Origin of the sequence: Petrotoga mexicana DSM 14811 (assembly GCF_002895565.1) — a bacterium.
GTDB lineage: Bacteria > Thermotogota > Thermotogae > Petrotogales > Petrotogaceae > Petrotoga > Petrotoga mexicana.
Genome location: NZ_AZRN01000001.1, coordinates 100,550 through 119,150 on the forward strand (window position 1 = coordinate 100,550; position 18,601 = coordinate 119,150).

Annotated in this window: 18 protein-coding genes and 1 tRNA gene; 4 read left to right on the plus strand and 15 right to left on the minus strand. The window is 32.7% G+C overall.

All coding sequences use genetic code 11. From position 1 onward, the window contains the following. Positions 1-56: 56 nt before the first annotated feature. The 11 genes from X927_RS00550 to X927_RS00600 form a co-directional block, all read right to left on the minus strand. Complete coding sequence (locus X927_RS00550; protein ID WP_211287783.1) at positions 57-875, minus strand: radical SAM protein; 819 nt, start codon at positions 873-875, stop codon at positions 57-59. Between the two features lie 513 nt (positions 876-1,388). Further along, positions 1,389-3,323: an FtsX-like permease family protein gene (locus X927_RS00555; RefSeq protein WP_103076180.1), complete on the minus strand. Its 1,935-nt coding sequence runs from the start codon at positions 3,321-3,323 to the stop codon at positions 1,389-1,391. Positions 3,324-3,338: 15 nt separating this feature from the next. Next, entirely contained in the window at positions 3,339-4,070 is a 732-nt protein-coding gene (locus tag X927_RS00560; protein ID WP_103076181.1) for an ABC transporter ATP-binding protein, read from the minus strand. Positions 4,071-4,463: 393 nt separating this feature from the next. Further along, positions 4,464-6,182, minus strand: a complete 1,719-nt coding sequence (locus X927_RS00565) for an ABC transporter ATP-binding protein (RefSeq protein ID WP_103076182.1) — start codon at positions 6,180-6,182, stop codon at positions 4,464-4,466. A gap of 310 nt (positions 6,183-6,492) precedes the next feature. After that, positions 6,493-7,077: a hypothetical protein gene (locus tag X927_RS00570; protein ID WP_103076183.1), complete on the minus strand. Its 585-nt coding sequence runs from the start codon at positions 7,075-7,077 to the stop codon at positions 6,493-6,495. Between the two features lie 11 nt (positions 7,078-7,088). Further along, positions 7,089-9,068, minus strand: a complete 1,980-nt coding sequence (locus X927_RS00575) for a methyl-accepting chemotaxis protein (protein ID WP_103076184.1) — start codon at positions 9,066-9,068, stop codon at positions 7,089-7,091. Between the two features lie 230 nt (positions 9,069-9,298). Further along, on the minus strand, positions 9,299-10,630 hold the full coding sequence (locus tag X927_RS00580) for a glycosyltransferase family 4 protein (RefSeq protein WP_169925077.1): 1,332 nt from the start codon (positions 10,628-10,630) through the stop codon (positions 9,299-9,301). Between the two features lie 26 nt (positions 10,631-10,656). Further along, positions 10,657-11,886 carry a BaiN/RdsA family NAD(P)/FAD-dependent oxidoreductase gene (locus X927_RS00585; RefSeq protein WP_103076186.1) on the minus strand — a complete coding sequence of 410 codons (1,230 nt, stop codon included), beginning with the start codon at positions 11,884-11,886 and terminating at the stop codon, positions 10,657-10,659. Positions 11,887-11,922: 36 nt separating this feature from the next. Beyond that, on the minus strand, positions 11,923-12,771 hold the full coding sequence (locus tag X927_RS00590; RefSeq protein WP_103076187.1) for a methyl-accepting chemotaxis protein: 849 nt from the start codon (positions 12,769-12,771) through the stop codon (positions 11,923-11,925). After that, positions 12,768-13,541, minus strand: coding sequence for an oxygen-binding di-iron domain-containing protein (locus X927_RS00595; RefSeq protein ID WP_103076188.1), 774 nt, complete (start codon positions 13,539-13,541; stop codon positions 12,768-12,770). The genes X927_RS00590 and X927_RS00595 overlap by 4 nt, the downstream gene beginning before the upstream one ends. An 82-nt stretch (positions 13,542-13,623) precedes the next feature. Continuing rightward, positions 13,624-14,718 carry a BMP family lipoprotein gene (locus X927_RS00600; protein WP_103076189.1) on the minus strand — a complete coding sequence of 365 codons (1,095 nt, stop codon included), beginning with the start codon at positions 14,716-14,718 and terminating at the stop codon, positions 13,624-13,626. Positions 14,719-14,863: 145 nt separating this feature from the next. Between X927_RS00600 and X927_RS00605 the strand changes: the two genes are divergently transcribed. Beyond that, positions 14,864-14,935 (plus strand) — tRNA-Arg (locus X927_RS00605). 5 nt (positions 14,936-14,940) lie between these two features. Here the strand turns inward: X927_RS00605 and X927_RS00610 are convergent. The 4 genes from X927_RS00610 to X927_RS00625 are packed head-to-tail and all read right to left on the minus strand — an operon-like array spanning position 14,941 to position 16,453. Beyond that, positions 14,941-15,279 carry a YraN family protein gene (locus X927_RS00610; RefSeq protein WP_169925078.1) on the minus strand — a complete coding sequence of 113 codons (339 nt, stop codon included), beginning with the start codon at positions 15,277-15,279 and terminating at the stop codon, positions 14,941-14,943. A gap of 1 nt (position 15,280) precedes the next feature. Further along, entirely contained in the window at positions 15,281-15,583 is a 303-nt protein-coding gene (gatC, locus tag X927_RS00615; RefSeq protein WP_103076191.1) for an Asp-tRNA(Asn)/Glu-tRNA(Gln) amidotransferase subunit GatC, read from the minus strand. A gap of 17 nt (positions 15,584-15,600) precedes the next feature. Beyond that, positions 15,601-15,990: a hypothetical protein gene (locus X927_RS00620; RefSeq protein WP_103076192.1), complete on the minus strand. Its 390-nt coding sequence runs from the start codon at positions 15,988-15,990 to the stop codon at positions 15,601-15,603. A 10-nt stretch (positions 15,991-16,000) separates the two neighbouring features. After that, a complete protein-coding gene (locus X927_RS00625; protein WP_103076193.1) occupies positions 16,001-16,453 on the minus strand; it encodes a hypothetical protein in 453 nt (150 codons plus the stop codon). Positions 16,454-16,648: 195 nt separating this feature from the next. Between X927_RS00625 and X927_RS00630 the strand changes: the two genes are divergently transcribed. From X927_RS00630 to X927_RS00640, 3 genes are all read left to right on the plus strand, one after another. Continuing rightward, on the plus strand, positions 16,649-17,356 hold the full coding sequence (locus X927_RS00630) for a hypothetical protein (protein WP_103076194.1): 708 nt from the start codon (positions 16,649-16,651) through the stop codon (positions 17,354-17,356). Between the two features lie 20 nt (positions 17,357-17,376). Continuing rightward, on the plus strand, positions 17,377-18,033 hold the full coding sequence (locus X927_RS00635; protein WP_103076195.1) for an N-glycosylase/DNA lyase: 657 nt from the start codon (positions 17,377-17,379) through the stop codon (positions 18,031-18,033). A 110-nt stretch (positions 18,034-18,143) separates the two neighbouring features. Beyond that, a complete protein-coding gene (locus X927_RS00640) occupies positions 18,144-18,386 on the plus strand; it encodes an FmdB family zinc ribbon protein (RefSeq protein WP_103076196.1) in 243 nt (80 codons plus the stop codon). Positions 18,387-18,601 lie beyond the last annotated feature (215 nt).

Sequence of the window (18,601 nt, forward strand, 5' to 3'; positions counted from 1 at the left end):
TGTTTGTTCAACTTAATTATACTATAAGTCTGATAAATACCGCTTTTACCCGATTTTTACTTCTTTTTTATTTTATCATGATAAAAATAGATTCTGCAATCAACACCATATTTTTCACAGGTTTTTAATATATCATCTTTCAACCTTTCCCAATAAGAATTATCATTCTTATTATAAATATTATCATACAAGGGTAGCAAATGGGTTCTGGTATTCTTTATGTAATTCATTACCCTTCCTTTATAACTACCTCTCAAATTTAAATTTTCAAAACAGATATAATGGGTATGCTTATAGATCTTCTCTATGATTGATTCATAATCACAGATCCCTGGAAAGATTGGAGATATAAATACATACGTATTGATTCCTTCTGCATTAAGTTTATATAAAACATCCAGTCTCTTTTCCACCGAAGAAGCATATGGTTCTATTTCTTTTCGAAATTTATCATCTAAGGTATTCATAGAAATCCCAACCTTAATATTTGAAAACTGCTTTATCAAATCAATATCTCGCGTAACTAATGCTGACTTCGTTAAGATCTCAACATGAGCCTTAGTTCCAGTAAGCTTCTTCAATATTTTTCTTGTCGCCTCATACTTTTTTTCGAACGAATTATATGGATCTGTAACAGAACTAAATAATATTGTTTGATTCTCTTTGAATTCAGGAATTTTTATTGATGAAACCTTCTTAATATCAATAAAATCTCCCCAATTATAATTATGGTTTGTAAAACGTTTCATAAATTCCGCATAACAATAAATACATTTATGCGTGCATCCCACATAGGGATTGCATACATAATCTGCATCCGGCAATTTAGTTTTTGAAAATAATTCTTTGACTTGAACCTCACTAATATGAATCAAATTTTCACTTCCTTCTTTGTTGTTTCCACTGCTTGCTACCATGATAAGAATTATGCTTTCAATCTTTTGGAAAAGGTTGTTAAGTATTTGGATCTTAGCTGATCTTTCTAATTACCTTTTAGGTAGAACTAAATACAGAAACTATTTAAAAGAAACGCCCTAGAAGGGATCTAACGAGAATTTCCGTCGTTCCCTTAACAGGGAGTCTCCTTTCTTCTAAGAAATTTACAAGAAACGTACACTCATTGAATTCATCTTTTCACTTCTTTAATTGAGATGTTTATATTTTTTAAAGCAGGCTCTTCTTTTCCTTTGTATTCTTTGCAGAGATTTTTTATTTCTATAATATCCATCAAATCCATCTCCCTACAAACAAATTTGTTGTTACTTGTTGACCACTCAACAATGCATTTTTGAAAACGGTTTTTGTGGTACTTTTAGCTATAAAATTTATTTAATCAGAAAACCCCATTTTTTCATTTAATCTCCAATCACAGAAAAAATGCACTAAATTTATGAAATGATCCTATAATATACTCTTGAGGTCAATTTGTAACTTATATAATAAACAACCGCAAAAATAAAGGCAATCACAAGAAAAGAATTGAGTATAATCATAAAACTGCTCATCCGGAAGGCTAATAACATTCTCCTTATTAAGAAAAGAGAGAAAATACCATGAAGTAACGCACCTAATAATGGTAAAGAGAATATTCTTAACATCTGTTTACTGGTGCTATTTTTTATTATTTTTTCGCTCACTCCCAACTTTCTGTAAATATCGTATCTTTTGGCATCTTCATACCCTTCGGATATTTGTTTGAAGTATAAAGTGAGTATAAAAGTCATCATAAACAATAAACTCATAAATATCAACAAAATCAAGCCACCCCCAAAGTACATTATCCATTCGTCTGATACTATTTTTTTGATCTCATAGAAAATCGTTCTTTTACTTTTTAAAGCATTATCTAAAGAGTAAAAAAATTCTGTATCAACCTCTTCTGTCACGTCAAACGAAATAACGTGACTTTCTTCAGTTGATCCTACTATTTCGTTAATTTCATTTATAGAATCAACTACGATATATAAGTGCCTAAACAAATAACTTGGAATCCGTTCTTTGATGTAAAAAGAATCTAATTCCAAAATTTTGAATTCCTTTTGAAGAGCTTGGTTTTGCATCTTTAAAGTTGAAAGATTTAAAGGGGTATAAAGAGAATAGATAGCTATTTCATTTTCTTCCAATGACAACTTTTCCGGAGCGTAATTATTGTAGTCTTCTAACGGAATTATTGAGATTGCCCAATGATTACTAATGTTTTCTGGCGTTAGCGTTAGTCCAAAATACATTACATCCTCTTTTAGAATGGCGTCAGTTGTAAATTCATCATATTCAGCATAATTTACAAAAGTGGCTTGATATTCTTCTTTGAGGGTATTTATACTTTCTTTTATACTAGTACTTTCATTTTCTGAATTTGTTTCTATGTAAACGTCCCTGTTTAGTCTGTTGTCAATCATTGTTTCTTTTCCAAAGAATACAGAAGATGCTGTTGTAAGGGCTAAAAGTATCAATGTTGATAAAATACAGATATTCGCTAAGGAAATACCGTTTTTGCTCATCCTAAAAAGTAAGTTTGATGTTGGTATGAAGTTTTCCACTTTTAAAAACTTTTTACTTCTTTTCATTCTACTTATGTAATTTATGCTCACATAATTAAAAAATAAATAGGTTGCTATTATGATTAAAGGGACAGCTAAAAATATTCCCAAAAAGCTTTTCAACCTAGTCATTATTGTCCAAGTAAAGATAATAAAGATTAATCCTAAAACAGCTTTTCCACTACTACTTTTTGGTATCTTGGTGGGAACGGCTGAAAAGGAGAGTAACTGTCTCACAGTTTTTCTACTTATCATAATATAGCTTTGAATGATGAGTATAAATACAAGAACGAAGAAAAATAAAAACACATTTAAAAGTAAAGAAAAATCAACAGTCAAAAGGTTAACTTCAAGTACTCCCGTTGTTCTTTTGATAATGCCGGCAATGATTAGTTTTGAAATATAAGCGCCTAAACTGGCTAAAACAAAACCAATTACGTACATTATTAAGTACAGTAAAGAGATCACAAGAAATATACCTTTTTTGGGGATGCCAATGGTTAATAAAACCCCAATGTTTTTGGCATATCTTTTGGTTACTATATTGTTAGTATATAGAAGAAATATTAAAGAGAAAAGGCCTAATATGATGATCCCTAACCAAAAAAATTCCTGAAAAAAAGTGCTATTTGTTGGAACCACTATCTCTATATTTGTTCCTAACTCTGAATACATTAATATGGCAAATACGTTGGTAAAAAGTGAAAGAATGAAAGGATAATATAATTCTTTGCTTTGCTTTATTTGTTTTGTTACGATTTTGGTTATTATTCCTCTTTTCATAACGTATCCCCTCCATCAATAAAGAATTACAGATAATAACTCGTTGTAAAAATCATTTCTATTTTTATTTTCACGTCTTTTTTGAGAAAAGATAGATCCGTCTTTCAAAAAAACAACTTCTTTAGCATAGCTGGCGATGTAAGGACTGTGGGTAACTAATAAGATAGTTTGTCCTTGGTTATTTATCTCAACAAATAAATCCATAATAATTTTCGCATTCTTTGTGTCTAACGCCCCGGTAGGTTCATCTGCTAACAATATCTTGGGATTACAAATAACAGCCCTTGCGATTGCCGCCCTTTGTTTTTCACCCCCTGAGATTTGCATAGGGTAATAATTTATCAACGATTCAATCCCTATCCTTTTTGCTACATCGTTGACTTTATCATAAATTTCGTTTTTTGAATAATTGCTCATTATTAACGGCAACATGATGTTTTCTTCTACGTTCAATGAATCTATCAAATTAAAATCCTGAAATATGAAACCTATGTTATTTTTTCTATACTCAGTCTTTTTCGCAGGGCTTAAAGCTGTCACATCTTTGCTATCAACAATTATCTTACCTGAGGTAACTTCATCTATCAAACCTATGAGGTTTAAAAGTGTTGTTTTCCCTGAACCTGATTCTCCCATGATAGCTACAAAGCTTCCTTCTTCAATTTCTAAATCAATATCTATCAGAGCATGCTTTTCAATTTGTCCTTCTTTATAAGTTTTTGTAATCTTCTTTAAAATTATTCCCACAAATTTTCCCTCCTCTTATGTTTGATTTAAAAGTTAATTGACTCGTTTTTCAAGAAAGTCTAAGAAACCAAATTTATCCATTTTTGATAACCGCTCTGTATTCTTTTAATTTTCCCTTTTTAAATCTTTTAGGCTTTTTCAAATGTTGCTTTTTTCACAAAGTAAATACATCGATCAAACATTTACCATACTTCTTCCACAACACTTACAATCGTGTCGGGTACTACCTCACTTGTCTGAAATGTATCTTTATTTTCTCCGCCAAAAACAAATATGCCGCTCAATAGCAAAACTGTTATCAACCATATTCGACACCTCCATTTTTTCAAACTCTTTGTATCCTCTCTTCTTTTAGAACAATTCTATAAATGCATTATAATGTTTTTTAAGTTTTTATCTGTCATTCTGAGCATCTTTCACATACTGCTTCTTAAATAATTCTCTGTAACTTTCATTCTTTTTGTATAACTCTATGTGTGAGCCCGAATCCACTATAGTACCGTTTGCCATAAAATATATCTTATCTGCTTTTGTTATTGTTGAAAGGCGATGAGAAACCAAGATTATTGCCATATCTTTTTCCTTTTCCTTTAGACTTTCAAATATTAATTCTTCAGTGTGTGAATCCATTGCAGAAGTAGCTTCATCCAACAAAAGCACCTTAGGAGGATGTAATAATGTTCGTGCTAAATTGACTCTTTGCTTTTGCCCACTGGATAAAAGCAAACAATTTTTATTAAGAGACTCTGAAAATTCTGTTAGTTGTGTGATTTCTAAAATCTTATTTATTGTACTTTTTTCAACTTTTTCACCTAATAAGATATTCTCTTCTATGCTTGCATTGAATATAAAAGGAGAACTTTCTACATATTTTATATTTCTTCGTAATTCTAAAAGATCATATTGTGAAAGTTTTAATTTATTTAGCAATATTTCTCCTCTTTGCGGTTTATATAACTCGGTTAATAGTAAAAGTAAAGTGCTTTTCCCTGTTCCGGTAGATCCAACAATGGCTATCTTTTCACCTTTGCTGATTTGCAAATTTATATTTTTTAATATATAATTATTTCCCTCATATGAGAAGAAAACGTCGTGAAAATCAATTGTAAATTCTTTTGGAAAGGGCATTCCTTTACGTACTTTTTCTTCTTCTTGGTTTAGTAAAGTTTCAATTCTATTTATTGATGGAAAAGCCGCTGGTGTGGTAGTAAAGAGAAAAGCTAAGTTCCATACTGGGACATATAGCCTTCCAACGAATGTAAAAAAGGCGATCAGCGTTGGAATATCTACCAAACCCCTCATTGATAAAATTGCACCTATACACAAAATAATAATAGGTAAACCTTCTTCAATATACATAGTTATACTATTATATAGTTTTTCATAAAAACTTTTGTTTTTCATAGAGTTATTCCAATTGCGAATCTTGTTTTGAAAAAGATGATAAAAATAGGTAGTTTTTTCTAATAACCTTATGATAATTGCTGAATTTATTCCTTCTTCTATTGATTTCACAACGTTATCGTTTGCCTCTCGTTCTAACAAAGACATACTTTCCATCTTTGGTTTGAATTGCTTTTGGCATAACAAGTATATGGGCAGGGAACAAACAAATATTATCGCTAAATAAGTATTTAATTTAAAAGCGACATAACATCCTACCGAAAATTCAGCTATTGCCTGAAAAACAGATGTGAAAAAAAGTGTTTCTTCTCCAACTATATCTATATCAGAGGTGAATCGCGCCATCAATTCACCAGATGGCTTCCTTTTATGGTACGAGGCAGGTAATTTTAGAACCTTTAGATATAATTTCTCACGCAAGCTCCCTTTCACTAACAGTTTCAAAATGTCTCCATGATAATCGCTTAGAAACCAAATAAAACGTGTGAGGGAATAAATAACAAGAATCAGTAAAGCTGTAATTAAGGCACTTTTAATCCCTTGCCCATCGTTTATTGTTGTAATTTCTTGCATCAAGTTTTCGATTAAAAATGGAGTCACGGCTACTAGTGGTATTGATGAGAAAATCAGTATGAAATTTATGAATAACTCTTTTTTAAAACGAGAGACCTCTTCCCAAAGAAAATACAACGCGTTTTTATATTTCATTAAAGTTCCTCCACTTCAGGTACTCTTTCTCCCCTTCTTTCAATAATATCACTTTGTCTAATTTTCTTATTGTCGATAATAAGTATTTCACTGTTATTAACTTTATTATATACTTTTCCATATGATTTTCAACTGTTTTTTTAATTGACTTCAAATATGTATTGATGAGGAGAGTTAGTAGCATTTAGTGGTAATTTTTAATTGAAAAACGCCCATTTAGGGCGCCTTTTTGAAAATTATTTCAATAATTCTTTTAGCTCTTCTACTGAGTTTAGGGTCCTTCACTATACTCTGTAACCCGCCAATTTTGTTATTTTCTGTAGCCTTCTTTTTTTAAGAAATACTGTGATAAATTTAGTATTCTTTTATCCTTCATTAGGTCTTTGAAGAATTGTTCGTATTCTGGTTCGCTTTTGTACCATTTGTGTATCAAGTCTAAAAAACCGATATCTTCATCCTCTTGCTTTATGTACAACCTTGCATAACCGTATCTGTTCCATATATTTATCTGGACCATGTAATCATAAGATAAGGATTCTATGATTCCTTTTAAGGCTTCTTTGTCCTTTTGTATGGCTTCTTTTTCTTTTTCTAAAATTGAGAGAAGGAATAACAGGAATCCTTCTCCCAGTTCATCAATGATTATTTCATTTTTTTTAGATGCTTCTTCATCAAAATCATAGAAATCTTCGTCTTTTTGAAGTGCGTAACCAGGTACTATTTCAAAGGTTTTTAAGATTTTTAGTACTTGCACTATTTCCTTTTTGTCTTTCACTTCTTTTCTGAATTTAAGAATGTTTTCTCTTTCATAAGTTTCAAATTTGAGTTTGTCTAAAACTTCAAGTTGGTTGTCGGTGAGTGCTTCTAAATAGTAACCTAAGTACAGTTTAATCAAGATAAATTCTCCTACAGTCTGAATATTTTCAACTGTTCTGAAAGCTCTTCCGATAAAGTAGAGAGTTCTTTAGAGTTCTTTTCAATTTTCTTTGCGTCTTCTTTTTGGGTGTTAATTAGGTTGGTTACCTCATTCAAACTTTCGCTTATAGAAGTTACTGCTTGTGCGACTCTATCCATAGCTGAACTCATTTCTTCTGTGCTTGCACTTTGTTCTTGAGAAGTTGCTGTTAAGTTGTCTATTCCACCGTTTAAATTTTTTACCATATTCAAAATTTCTTGGAATCTGTCGTTTATACCGTCAATTTGATCGTTGATACTTTGGATTATTCCAACGGTTTCGTTTGTGCTATCATTTACAACATTGGTGCTGTTTTTAATACCTTCAAGCATTTTTTCGATCTGTGAAGTTGCATTTTTGGAATCTTCCGCCAAACCTCTTATTTCATCAGCTACAACCGCGAATCCTTTCCCTGCTTCTCCTGCTCTTGCTGCTTCTATAGCGGCGTTCAAGGCTAGAAGATTTGTCTGCTCTGTTATAGAATTTATCGTGTTAACGATCTTGCCAATGTTTTCAGATCTTTCTATTAGGGCTTTTACTACATTCTGAGTTTTTTTGGATTTATCCACAGCTTCTTTTATTGTTTTATCTATAGATTTTATAGACTCAAGTCCTTCGTTAGCGGCGTTTTCTGTTTCTGCAGCAGCAGTGTTCAGCTCTTGAGCTGATTTAGAAACATTTTGAGCAGCTGCCGATATTTCCTGAATCCCTGATGTAACCTCTTCAACAGAGGCGGAGGTGTCTTCAGCGTTTTCACTTATTTCAGCAGCCTTTTCCGAAAGGGTTTCTGCCAATTGAGAACTGTTTTTAGAAATGTTGAGTAATTCCATAGCAGAACTGTCGATCTTTAAAGAGCCTTCTCTTATTGAGTTTATAGAATTCTTCCAGGCACCTATTGCTTGATTTAAAGAATCTGCCATTTGTCCAATTTCGTCTTTGGAGTTTATTTCTACAGAAGTTGATAGATCACCTTCTCCTACCGCTGAAAGATACGTCTTCAGTTTGTTTATCGGTTTTATAATGTAGTAAATTACGAATAAAATACCTACTATTACTGCAACTACGGCTATTATTATGAAGAGCATAAGAGTGAAGTTCGTAATAGATCTTACTTCACTGAATAAATTCTTAGTATCCACTTGGGTAATAACCGTCCAATTTGGATCGCTAATTTTATCATAAGCTAAGAATGTTGATCCGTTTTGAACATACATGGAACCACTTTCCTGAGTTAAGTTTTTAAAGTATTCTTCTTTTGAAATGTCTTGACCAATTTTATCGCTTTCAGGATGAAAGATTATCTGACCTTTTTGGTTTATCACATAAATTGTTTCTCCGGTTCCTAACTCATTACCAATAATTTCATAAACCTTAGACATGGAAAGGTCTATTCCAACTACTCCGATTATTTCATTTTTAGCGCTTTTTACAGCCTTTGAAAGGGTAACTAAGGTATCACCTGTTACTACATCTACGTAAGGATCTGTTACAATAACATCTTGCGGCTTTTGAAGAGCGTCTTTGTACCAAGGCCTGACTTTTGGATCATAATCACTTGGTAGTTCATTTTCAGATTCTACGGGTCTCATAAACATTTCACCGTTTTTTGATCCCACATAAACAGATATGAATTCAGGGTATTCTTCAATGAAATTTTGCAGTTTTTGATACATTCGATCTCTTTCTTCTTTTGACTGTTCAAGTAAATTGATGATATCGGGATCACTAGCGATTGAAGAAGTAACTTTTTTGAGATCATTTATGTACTGACCCAAAAAATTTGCTGTTTGGAAATTGTTTATCTCGATTAATTGAGAAGTGTCTTCTTTCAATATGTTACTATAATTCAATGATGAATAAGTGATAAAAAACGCCATAGGTACAACGGATACCAAGATGATTAAAATTGCCATTTTCCATTTGAGTGTCATATTTATCTCCCCCTGTCTTTAATTGTTTTATATTGCCTTTAGAATTTTATAGCGCCCTTTTACTCCGCTCCCCACCCTTCTGGGGAAAGGACCTGCGGTCCCTTAGACCCTGCAGGTGGGAGGGCTTCGACCTATGACCCTTTTAAAACAAGATTTTTTATAACTTTTTATATAAGCTGCTCTTAGTCTTTGTTAGTGCCCTTTCCCTCGCAACCCTCCTATAAGGATAATCACAAGCCCAAATGAGCTTTTTCTATCAACAAATTTTTTAACTTTTTTTCCAAAGTTTCATAGGAAAAGTATTTCTTTCCCAGTTTAAAATTCTTTTGGACAATCTCTGAAGCCCTTTGGGCATTGAAAAGAATTTGAAAAATTTCTTCTTTTGCTTTAATAATTTCGTTTTGGTTGACTCTATACATGCCTCTTTCATACTCAGCTTTACTTCCTAGACTGACAACTTCAAAGCCTAAGGGTGCTATGTCTTTTTTGTAAACGGGATATTCAAACATCAATACAGGCTTTTTTGAGAATATCGCTTCCAAAAATTGATTACCAAAACCTTCTAAAATGCTTGGATAGGTTATAAAATCGGCTATTGCATAAAAATCCCATAGAGAGAAGATCTCTTCCTCTTCGTGTCTGATGTCATCGGAAATGGAAAAAGCCAATTTTAGTTCTACATCTTTTTGTGAGGCATATTCTTTCAACACTTCTACATAGTCAGATTCTTCCGAAAGGCCAGGTAACACTAAAAATACGTTTGTATCTTGAGTTATCTTTTTACCGTTGAAGGTCGTTTTTCCAATATACTTTTTCAAATCCTTTTTTACTTCCGCCACTGTGTCGATCGCCAATTCTATAGCTTTTCTTCTGACAATTCTAGTTGCTTGCAAAAATATCAGATCGTTCTGAGATATATTCAGCTTTTCGTATATTTTTATGTTGTAATCGTCTATTTCCCACTGTTTTTGGTTAAAATCGAATACATTAGGTATGACGATACTATCCAACCCTTTCTTATTTTTCAACTCTTCTTGGGCAAGTGAATTTATGACGACGTGGGGTATGTCTTTTGGGGGAAAATATTCTTCCAAGATCTCTTTGATGTAATCATTGGTTGGATTTTTGTAAAAATCTCTTTCCCAGTAAAAATCATGGTGGTGACCTATCATCTTAATCCCGTTATCTTTACAGAACCTGTAAATAGCCACGGCTGCTGCAGGATTGTGGGCTAATGAAAAGATGTTATTCACAATCATTACATCCAAATCCATCATTTCATATAGTTGATTGTAAATATCTTCTATGTATCTATTCATCTCCTTTTTAAAATAAGCCTCGTTCCAGCTGTTTAAATTTACAAAAGATTTTTGTTTCAGTACGTTACTTCTTTTATCCGTATATGCAATGTATGGGATTTTGAATCCGGCCGACGTCCCCATATCTCCGGCGATTAAATACGTTTTTAAATGCATGTTTCTAAGGACTTGCTTCCATTTAACCATTTCCAAGGAAACCCCGTCTGTTTCTCCTACCCTGTAGTGTACTAAACCAATCTCCATTGGATTCACACCCTCCATACTTCTTTTTATTCAGAAGAAGCGGAATTTCCTGCTAAATATCCAGTAGACCAGGACCATTGCAAATTGTATCCTCCGCTTTCTCCAGCTACATCCATAACCTCACCTACAAAAAATAAATCAGGTATAATTGTAGACTCTAAAGTATAAGGGTCTATTTCAGTTGTATTAATTCCACCTAAAGATACCTGAGAATCTTTCCAATTTGTTGTACCTACAACTTCGAAGTTCCAATCTTTTAAGTTATCGGCCAGTATTTCTATATCTTTATCATTCAAACTACTAACAGGTGCTTCCAAATCTTCAAATCCTATCTTTGGTAAAAAATATGGAATCAATCGTTCATCGATAATGCTTACCAGTAGGAGTTTTATAGGACTTTCAGGCTTTGAGCTAACTTTTTTGGTTAAAAAATCAACCAAACTTTTGTGAGAATATTGAGAAAAAGGGACAATTTTTAGAAAAAGAGGAGAGTTTTGTTCTAGATACTCATGTACATAATTACTGAGTTCTAATATTGGTATACCAGTGAGGACATCATTTTTCTTGAAAAGTATTTCACCAGTGTAGATTTTGGAAACAATTTCATCGTTTTGATCCATTAGAAACACATTCCCCTCTAACTTTGAACCTGCAACATCCTCAATAATATGCGGCCTCACTTTCAAAGGAACTAACCCTGGTCGTAATTCAACAATAGAATGTCCCAAATCTTGGAGAGTGGGAAATATACTTCCGTTGGAACCATATTGAGGAGAGGAGTTTCCACCTGTTGCTACTATTACTTTATCCGATTGAAATACCTTGTGTTGCCCCTTTATGAGAAATTTTTCTCCTTCTTTAATTATTTGCTCGACTTGGAAGTTAAGTACAACTTCAACATTGTATTTTTCTAATTCGTAAATGAAATGAGTAACGATATCTTTTGATTTTTCTGTGTAGGGAAATAGTTTGGTACCTTTTTCTTTTACCATTATTCCCAATTCTTCAAAAACACTAAGTGTTTGGACAACGCCAAAAATATCCCGCACTTTTTTCACAAAAGGCAAATTGTTGCTGTAGTAATGGGTTTCATTCATATCCAAATTTGAGAAATTTCCTCTTCCGTTGCTACTTGCCAAGAGTTTTTTAGCCAATTTGCCTTTTCTTTCAATTATTCTTACTTTTGCACCGTTCCATGCTGCAACTGTTGCAGCCATTAATCCAGCAGCTCCTCCACCAATCACGGTAATCAACATAGCACATTTCCCTCTTTTAGAAGATTAACTTGGTTTTTAAATTTCAATTTCTTTCAATTTATTTTGCATTTGCAATACGGTTTCTAAGACTTTTCCCAAGGTATGTATATTGTTGACAAGTTCTTCTATAATTTCTTTTGATGCGAGCAAGTTGTTGGTGTTTTCTTTAAGTTCTTCTTTTCCTGAAACCAAATTTTGCGTTAATTCATCCATGAACGATAAATTTCCATTTAATGTAACAAGAGCGGATTCAATAGAATCGGTTATAGTTGAAAATATTGCTTCTAAGTTGTTGATTATTTCTTTGACTTCTAGTACCTGGTTTGAGAGGTTAATGATTCTTTCAGATATTTTACTTGATGCGATGTTGGTTTCAGATGATAGTTTTTTAATTTCTTCGGCTACTACAGCGAATCCTCTGCCGGCTTCTTTTGCTCTTGCGGCTTCTATTGAAGCGTTTATTGAAAGTATGTTAGTTTGTTTGGCAACGTTTTTTATAACGTTAGTTAGTTCTTCTATTTCTTGAAAATTATCCATTAAATGCGATACACTTTCTAGTGATTTTCCTACATCTTTTTCTACTTCATCAAAATCCTTACCAAATTTTTTCAATTTGGAGATTATTTCTTCATTATTAGCAGAAATCCTTTTTTTCTCTTCTTCTCCAGTTTCAACTGTTTTTTCAATTACATTTGAAGTGTTTTCTATACTTTCTATAAGTTCAACAAGGGTTTCTCCAACCATATTAGTTGAATCGTTAACTTCCTTAAACCTGTCTCCCAATACTTCCTGGAGTTTTTCAATGAAAGAAACAAGAAGATTTTCATGATACACACTTTTTGCTAATTCTTTTATGGTATCAGTATAATTCTCCTTTCCACTCATTTTGCCCCAACCTTATAGATGTTATCTATTAGATCTGTCCCACATTCTAAAGATTCAAACCAGTTTAGGAATTCTTTATATTCAGGCTTTTTATATATAGCGCCATGCTGTGGCACCATCTGTTCAACATCCAACTTTTTAACAATGTCAACCCATTTTTTGCAAACTTTGTTGGATGCCATATATCTTTTGTGAAATCCTTCTATGTATTTAATGTGATTTGAGAAGTTTTCTACAAAGACCATATCTTTCCCTTCGGGGAAAACAGATACACCTATATCCCCTGAAAAGAGTATTTTGGAGGTTGGATCGTAAAGGTTGAAATTCCCCGTTGAGTGTAAGAAATGTGCAGGAATTATATGTAATTCAGCACCATCTTTAAATTTTATCTTTCCTCCAGAATCTTCTATCAAAACCATTCTTGATTTTTCAAAAACTCCAAAATGGGGTAAAAACCGCTCCCATAATTTTGATATGTAAAACTTAGTTTCTAAAACGCTGTCCCACAAAGTTATTCCTGATGATACATCGGGATCTTGGTGGGAATAGAACACATGTTTTATTTTACCCAGGTCAATGAATTCAACAACGCTTGCAAGAACACGGGGGAACACATGTACTCCTCCTGGATCAAGTAACACGCCTTCATCGTTATGAACAATTAGATACTGATTTGTTGGAATACTTTCCAGACTTTTTCTTTCTGATCCTAAAAAAATGAATTTGTGTTTCCCGTTGTCAAATAGGGTTATGATATTTTCGCTATCCATATTATTGTCCTCCTTTTTTGAGTCATTTTACTGTCTTCTATCATATTTGATGACACACTCTCCACACATCTATATGAATCATCTAAAATGGAAAATTTATATTACTAACGTCAAAAACACCTAATTCTGCCTCATTTTGAGGAATATTAACTTCTCCGTCTTTCACCAACTTTTGCAAAAAGACTAATTCTGCAATGACTTCATTTGGAACCATTCCCTTTGTGTATTTCATGGGAGAGATACCCATACCTTCATCTTCTATTCCTAGAACGTGATGACCGGAATTAAAATTTCTGTCGTATAATGCAGACCTGATCCCTTCAAATGCAGCAACATCAACCTTTTTTCTTGAACTTGTTAAAACATATCCTGGTGCCATAAAATCTTGGTCCATATCGTATCCAATTACAAAATACCCTCGTCCTTTTTCAAAGTATTTGTCTATAATTTGGTTTAAAGAGGCATTATTGGGGAGACCATAAAATGACGAGCCTACTTCTTTAGCAGCGTCTATAACTGCTGCGGTAGTTACCCCCGTGAAGATAATATCCGCTCCATTATCGTAATGAGAAAGGGCAATTTGTTTGGTTTTGGAAGAATCGGTAAAGCTACCAACGTAACCAGTGATTACCGTTACGTTTTCCCCTTTGATTTGATTAAAAGCTTCGACCCCTGAACGATACCCAATTTCATACCTTTTAACGGGTGGAATTTCTAATCCACCAATAAAACCCACTTTACTGATTTTTGTCATGGAAGCCGCCAAATATCCAAGTAAAAATCCACCTTCTTCTTCTTTAAAAGTATAAAGAGCTAAATTAGAAGGAATTACTTGATTAGGAGATGGTTCTATGTCTATCCCTATAAAAAATGTATCAGGATACTGCATTGCAATATTGAATAACACATCAGCCATCATGAATCCTACCCCTATTACCACATCTCCATTCTGTGCAGCATTGGTAAGATTCGGAACGTAATCGGTTTGTTCTTTCGATATGAGGATTTCTGCTTCAATATCGGGGAGTTGTTCGACAGCCATTTGAACACCTGCCCAGGTACCATCGTTGAAAGATTTATCTCCGAGTCCCCCTGCATCCGTAACCATTATAACCTTTAATCCAAACATATTTGCAATCATGATAACTGTCATCATTAGAAACAAAGCTTTTTTCATACTTATAACCCCCCATATAGTGTTTTACTGTTTCCGCAAACTCAAAAACTTACTAATGCCCCTTTCAACTAGTAACAACGCTTAATATTCTTCATCGATTGACAGCTGTCAAATTTTCTGCTATAATATTTTTTGTCTTTAGTAAGCCCCTGTAGTTCAACGGATAGAACGGTGGATTCCTAATCCACAAATGAAGGTTCGACTCCTTCCAGGGGCACTTTTTTATAGCCTTTGAGCTGGGTAATAATTTATGACTCCCTCGTTGGTGACAGAAATTACATCAATTTGAATTTCATCAAATTCTAGGTTTTTATGGGTAGCTATGAAGTAATTCCCTGTTCTCATGATTTTTTTTAATTTTTTAGAATTTGCCCTGAAAGCGGGGTCTCCAAAGGTTTCTTTCCCACCTTTTACTTCTATAAGATGTAGTATTTTGTTCTTTAAAGCTATTATGTCTATTTCGCCATGTCTGTAAGAAAAATTCCTTGCAATTATTTGATAATCTCTATTCAAAAAGTAAGAAACCGCTTTGTCTTCGTACACTTTTCCTTTTGTATTCAAATTATTCTTCCTCGTTAATATGTATACCAGGTACAGTGAGAAAACCGTCTTTACTTTCTGGAAAATTGTTTATTATTTCTTTTCTATTTTCAAAGTTTTCTACTTCGTCTTTTCTTAAAACGGAAGTCGAGAATTCAACTGGGGAGATCATTTCTTCAACCTCGTCAACGTCTATTTCGTCCAATATTTTTAGATACTCTAATAAATCGTTTAGATCTTTCTTTATTTTTTCTTCTTCACTTGGGCTAAGTTCTATGTTGGATAGTTTTTTTAATTTCTTTATTAATTCTTTATTTATTTCCATAATACGTTGCTCCTTTCTTAATTCAAACCTAAAATGAGCTTTAATTTCCCGTTTTCTATCTCGAATTTCTCTATACTTATATTTCTGCTAATAGGATTTTCAAGAATATTGATAACTATTGTCTTGTCGTTTAATTCAACAAATTTTGGAAGTTCTTCTTTTTTGATCATTTTTGCCGGGATATTATGAAAAAACTCGTATTTTCCTGTTAATGTCCTAGGATATGTCTTTAATTTTAAATAGTATTTGAACATCAACACCTTGAATCTAATTTCGTTATCACGGAACTCTATATTCGATACGTGATCAAATATTCTTTTCAAGAAGTGAAATTTACTGTTTTCTAAAGCTTTTATCAAAAATTCTTTGGCTGCTTCTTCGTCTATTTCCAACAATATTTCTTTCATTAGTCACCACCTATTTTTTGAATTCGAGAAGTAATTCAAACTTTCCATCTTGAAGAACGAATCTAGAAATTTTTAAAGATTTTAACATAGTATCAATAAAAGGATTTATTTTTATTTTATTGAAATCTATTAGAATCTCATAATCTTTGGAAGAAATTGCTTCACTGAATTCTGAAAATATATAAAATATGCCTTCTAATATTTTCCTAACCCCTTCATCACCACTCAAGGATAAACGTAACTTACCGTTTTCTAAATCCTCCGGCTTTTCTAAAATTTTAATTAAAGATTCTACTGTTGAATCTTTCCCTAAAAAATTAACCTCCATTTGAAAATTTATTCCATCTTCCCTCAGTTGTACATTCAAATTTTTTAGGCCTTGCACTTGAGTATTTTCTTCTATAACTTTGTCTATTAATCCGTTTATAAATTCTTCATCAACTTCGATTCTTAAACTTCCCAATTTAATTCCTCCTTTTAACTTTTGAATTTTTTTCTTTCTATAGAAATCTTTAGTACCCTTCACTCCATTCAAAGGAGTTGAAATCTTTTTAAAATTATACCATAAAATTCATTTTGCCAATCAAAAATATGTGATACAATTAACTGGTTTAAAATTTTAAAACACTAATTAAAGTGCAAAAGGAGTGAAATTCATATGGTTCCTCCCGATTTTATCAACAATGAGGCATTCACAAATCTCTATTTATTGTTAGTTAATTCAGTCTATATTTTGTTGCCCTTATCCCTAGTACTTTTGCTTTTTTCAAAGATTTCTTTTAAAGTTACTATTTTTCTTTTAGGTGTCTATGCTTCTTATTCCATAGTAATACCTTATTTGCTAAAAATTCCGTTAATTAGTAATTTTGTCCTAACGTTCGGTGATTATAGCTTTTTTATTTATTTGATATTTAGTTTGATCTTCGGCTTTGTATTCTATCATCTGGTAAATATAGCCTTTGTGGTTGGTGGTTTTCTATTAGGCGGATTGGTTGGTTATTCAGTTGGAACTTTTATCATTTCTTCAAACGGTGAATGGTTGAATAATCTACCCTTTCCCATTTCCTACATTCCTTGGATAATTTTTGCTATCTTAGGTGTGATCGTTGCGATAATCTTTTCAAAGAATTATCAGTCAATTATCTCAATCATCTCCGTGATATTTGGTAGTTTTATACTCTCTTTTTATACCATCTATTTATTGGAAAAACACACATCTATAATCATAGGTGACAATTCTTTATTAAATGGATGGGAACAGCTAAGCCAGCCGGAGTTTTTTGGAATCTTTATTTCTCTTATCGTTTATATGATCATAGGTTTCTTCTTACTTGTAAGATCTAACAGAAAAAAAGCCAATAATTAAAACTTTCTTGGAGGTAATAGATGAACCATTCTAAAATAACGAATCCTTCAGATCTTTTGGTCAGTAAAATAGAAGATCTAAAGCTCACCATCAAGGATGAAGTTGAAAGGAGATTTGAAGAGTTTAAAGATATTGGGAAAAATGGGGATGAATTGGACTTATTCAGTGAACTATCTTTTTGTGTATTAACGGCAAATTGGAGGGCAAAGGGTGGTATAAAAGCACAGAAATTAATCACAAAAGAAGGTTTCGCCAATTACAACGAAAAGCAATTAATATCAAAATTAAAAGAAGTTGGACATAGGTTCCCAAACACCAGATCACGATACATAGTTGAAAATAGATGGATAATTGGAAATTTGAAGAACTTACTTCAAAAAGATATTTCAGAAAGTAGAAGGTTTCTGGTTGAAAATATTAAAGGCATAGGTTGGAAAGAAGCTAGCCATTTTTTAAGAAATGTTGGAAGAGAAGACATCGCTATATTAGATAAGCATATCTTGAGAATTATAAAGGATTATAAGCTTGTGAAAGAAGTCCCTAAACCTTCTTGGACGGAGAAAAAGTATACAAAGCTTGAAAAAGAACTCAGAGTTTTTTCAAAGATGGTTGGAGAACCATTGGGGAAATTAGATCTATATTTATGGTACATGGAAACAGGACAAATAGACAAATAAAAAAACTATTAACATCCATAACATATAAAATTTCACATAAATTTGATATGGTATACAATGATTACTTGTGATTTTTCTCCAATAAAAATAAAAAAGGGGGAAGGATAAAGTTGCCTCTATATAGGTATAAATGCAAAAATTGTGGTTATGAGTTCACTGTCTTGCATTCTATGAATGAAACACCCGAAGTTAAATGTGAACTATGCGGTTCGGAAACTGAAAAGGTGATTGGTAACGTGGGAATTTCTTTTAAGGGAGAAGGTTTCTACATTACGGATTCAAGAAAATCCAAATCAAAGTCTTCTTCATCTTCTTCAAGTAAAGAATCAGACCAGATCGCTTCGGCTGTATAATAAAAATGGTTGATGAGATACTTGACAAAAGGGATAAAAAAAGATATCACTCCTCATAGAACAAAAAACAAAAAAATAAAAAGAGAGAGAGGAGTGATATCATGAGCAACAAAATTATAGCACAAATACTGGGTATTGACAAAGGTTTTAAGTTAAAAGAGAGAAAAGATTTGAGAAAGGATGGAGCTGTCCCTTATACACATCCCCAAGCCCAC

Coding starts and splice junctions, on each gene's coding strand:
- X927_RS00555 (WP_103076180.1), bottom strand. CDS start 3,323: ATGAAAAGAGGAATAATAACCAAAATCGTAACAAAACAAATAAAGCAA.
- X927_RS00565 (WP_103076182.1), bottom strand. CDS start 6,182: ATGAAATATAAAAACGCGTTGTATTTTCTTTGGGAAGAGGTCTCTCGT.
- X927_RS00575 (WP_103076184.1), bottom strand. CDS start 9,068: ATGACACTCAAATGGAAAATGGCAATTTTAATCATCTTGGTATCCGTT.
- X927_RS00580 (WP_169925077.1), bottom strand. CDS start 10,630: ATGGAGATTGGTTTAGTACACTACAGGGTAGGAGAAACAGACGGGGTT.
- X927_RS00585 (WP_103076186.1), bottom strand. CDS start 11,886: ATGTTGATTACCGTGATTGGTGGAGGAGCTGCTGGATTAATGGCTGCA.
- X927_RS00590 (WP_103076187.1), bottom strand. CDS start 12,771: ATGAGTGGAAAGGAGAATTATACTGATACCATAAAAGAATTAGCAAAA.
- X927_RS00595 (WP_103076188.1), bottom strand. CDS start 13,541: ATGGATAGCGAAAATATCATAACCCTATTTGACAACGGGAAACACAAA.
- X927_RS00600 (WP_103076189.1), bottom strand. CDS start 14,718: ATGAAAAAAGCTTTGTTTCTAATGATGACAGTTATCATGATTGCAAAT.
- gatC (WP_103076191.1), bottom strand. CDS start 15,583: ATGGAAATAAATAAAGAATTAATAAAGAAATTAAAAAAACTATCCAAC.
- X927_RS00620 (WP_103076192.1), bottom strand. CDS start 15,990: ATGAAAGAAATATTGTTGGAAATAGACGAAGAAGCAGCCAAAGAATTT.
- X927_RS00630 (WP_103076194.1), top strand. CDS start 16,649: ATGGTTCCTCCCGATTTTATCAACAATGAGGCATTCACAAATCTCTAT.
- X927_RS00635 (WP_103076195.1), top strand. CDS start 17,377: ATGAACCATTCTAAAATAACGAATCCTTCAGATCTTTTGGTCAGTAAA.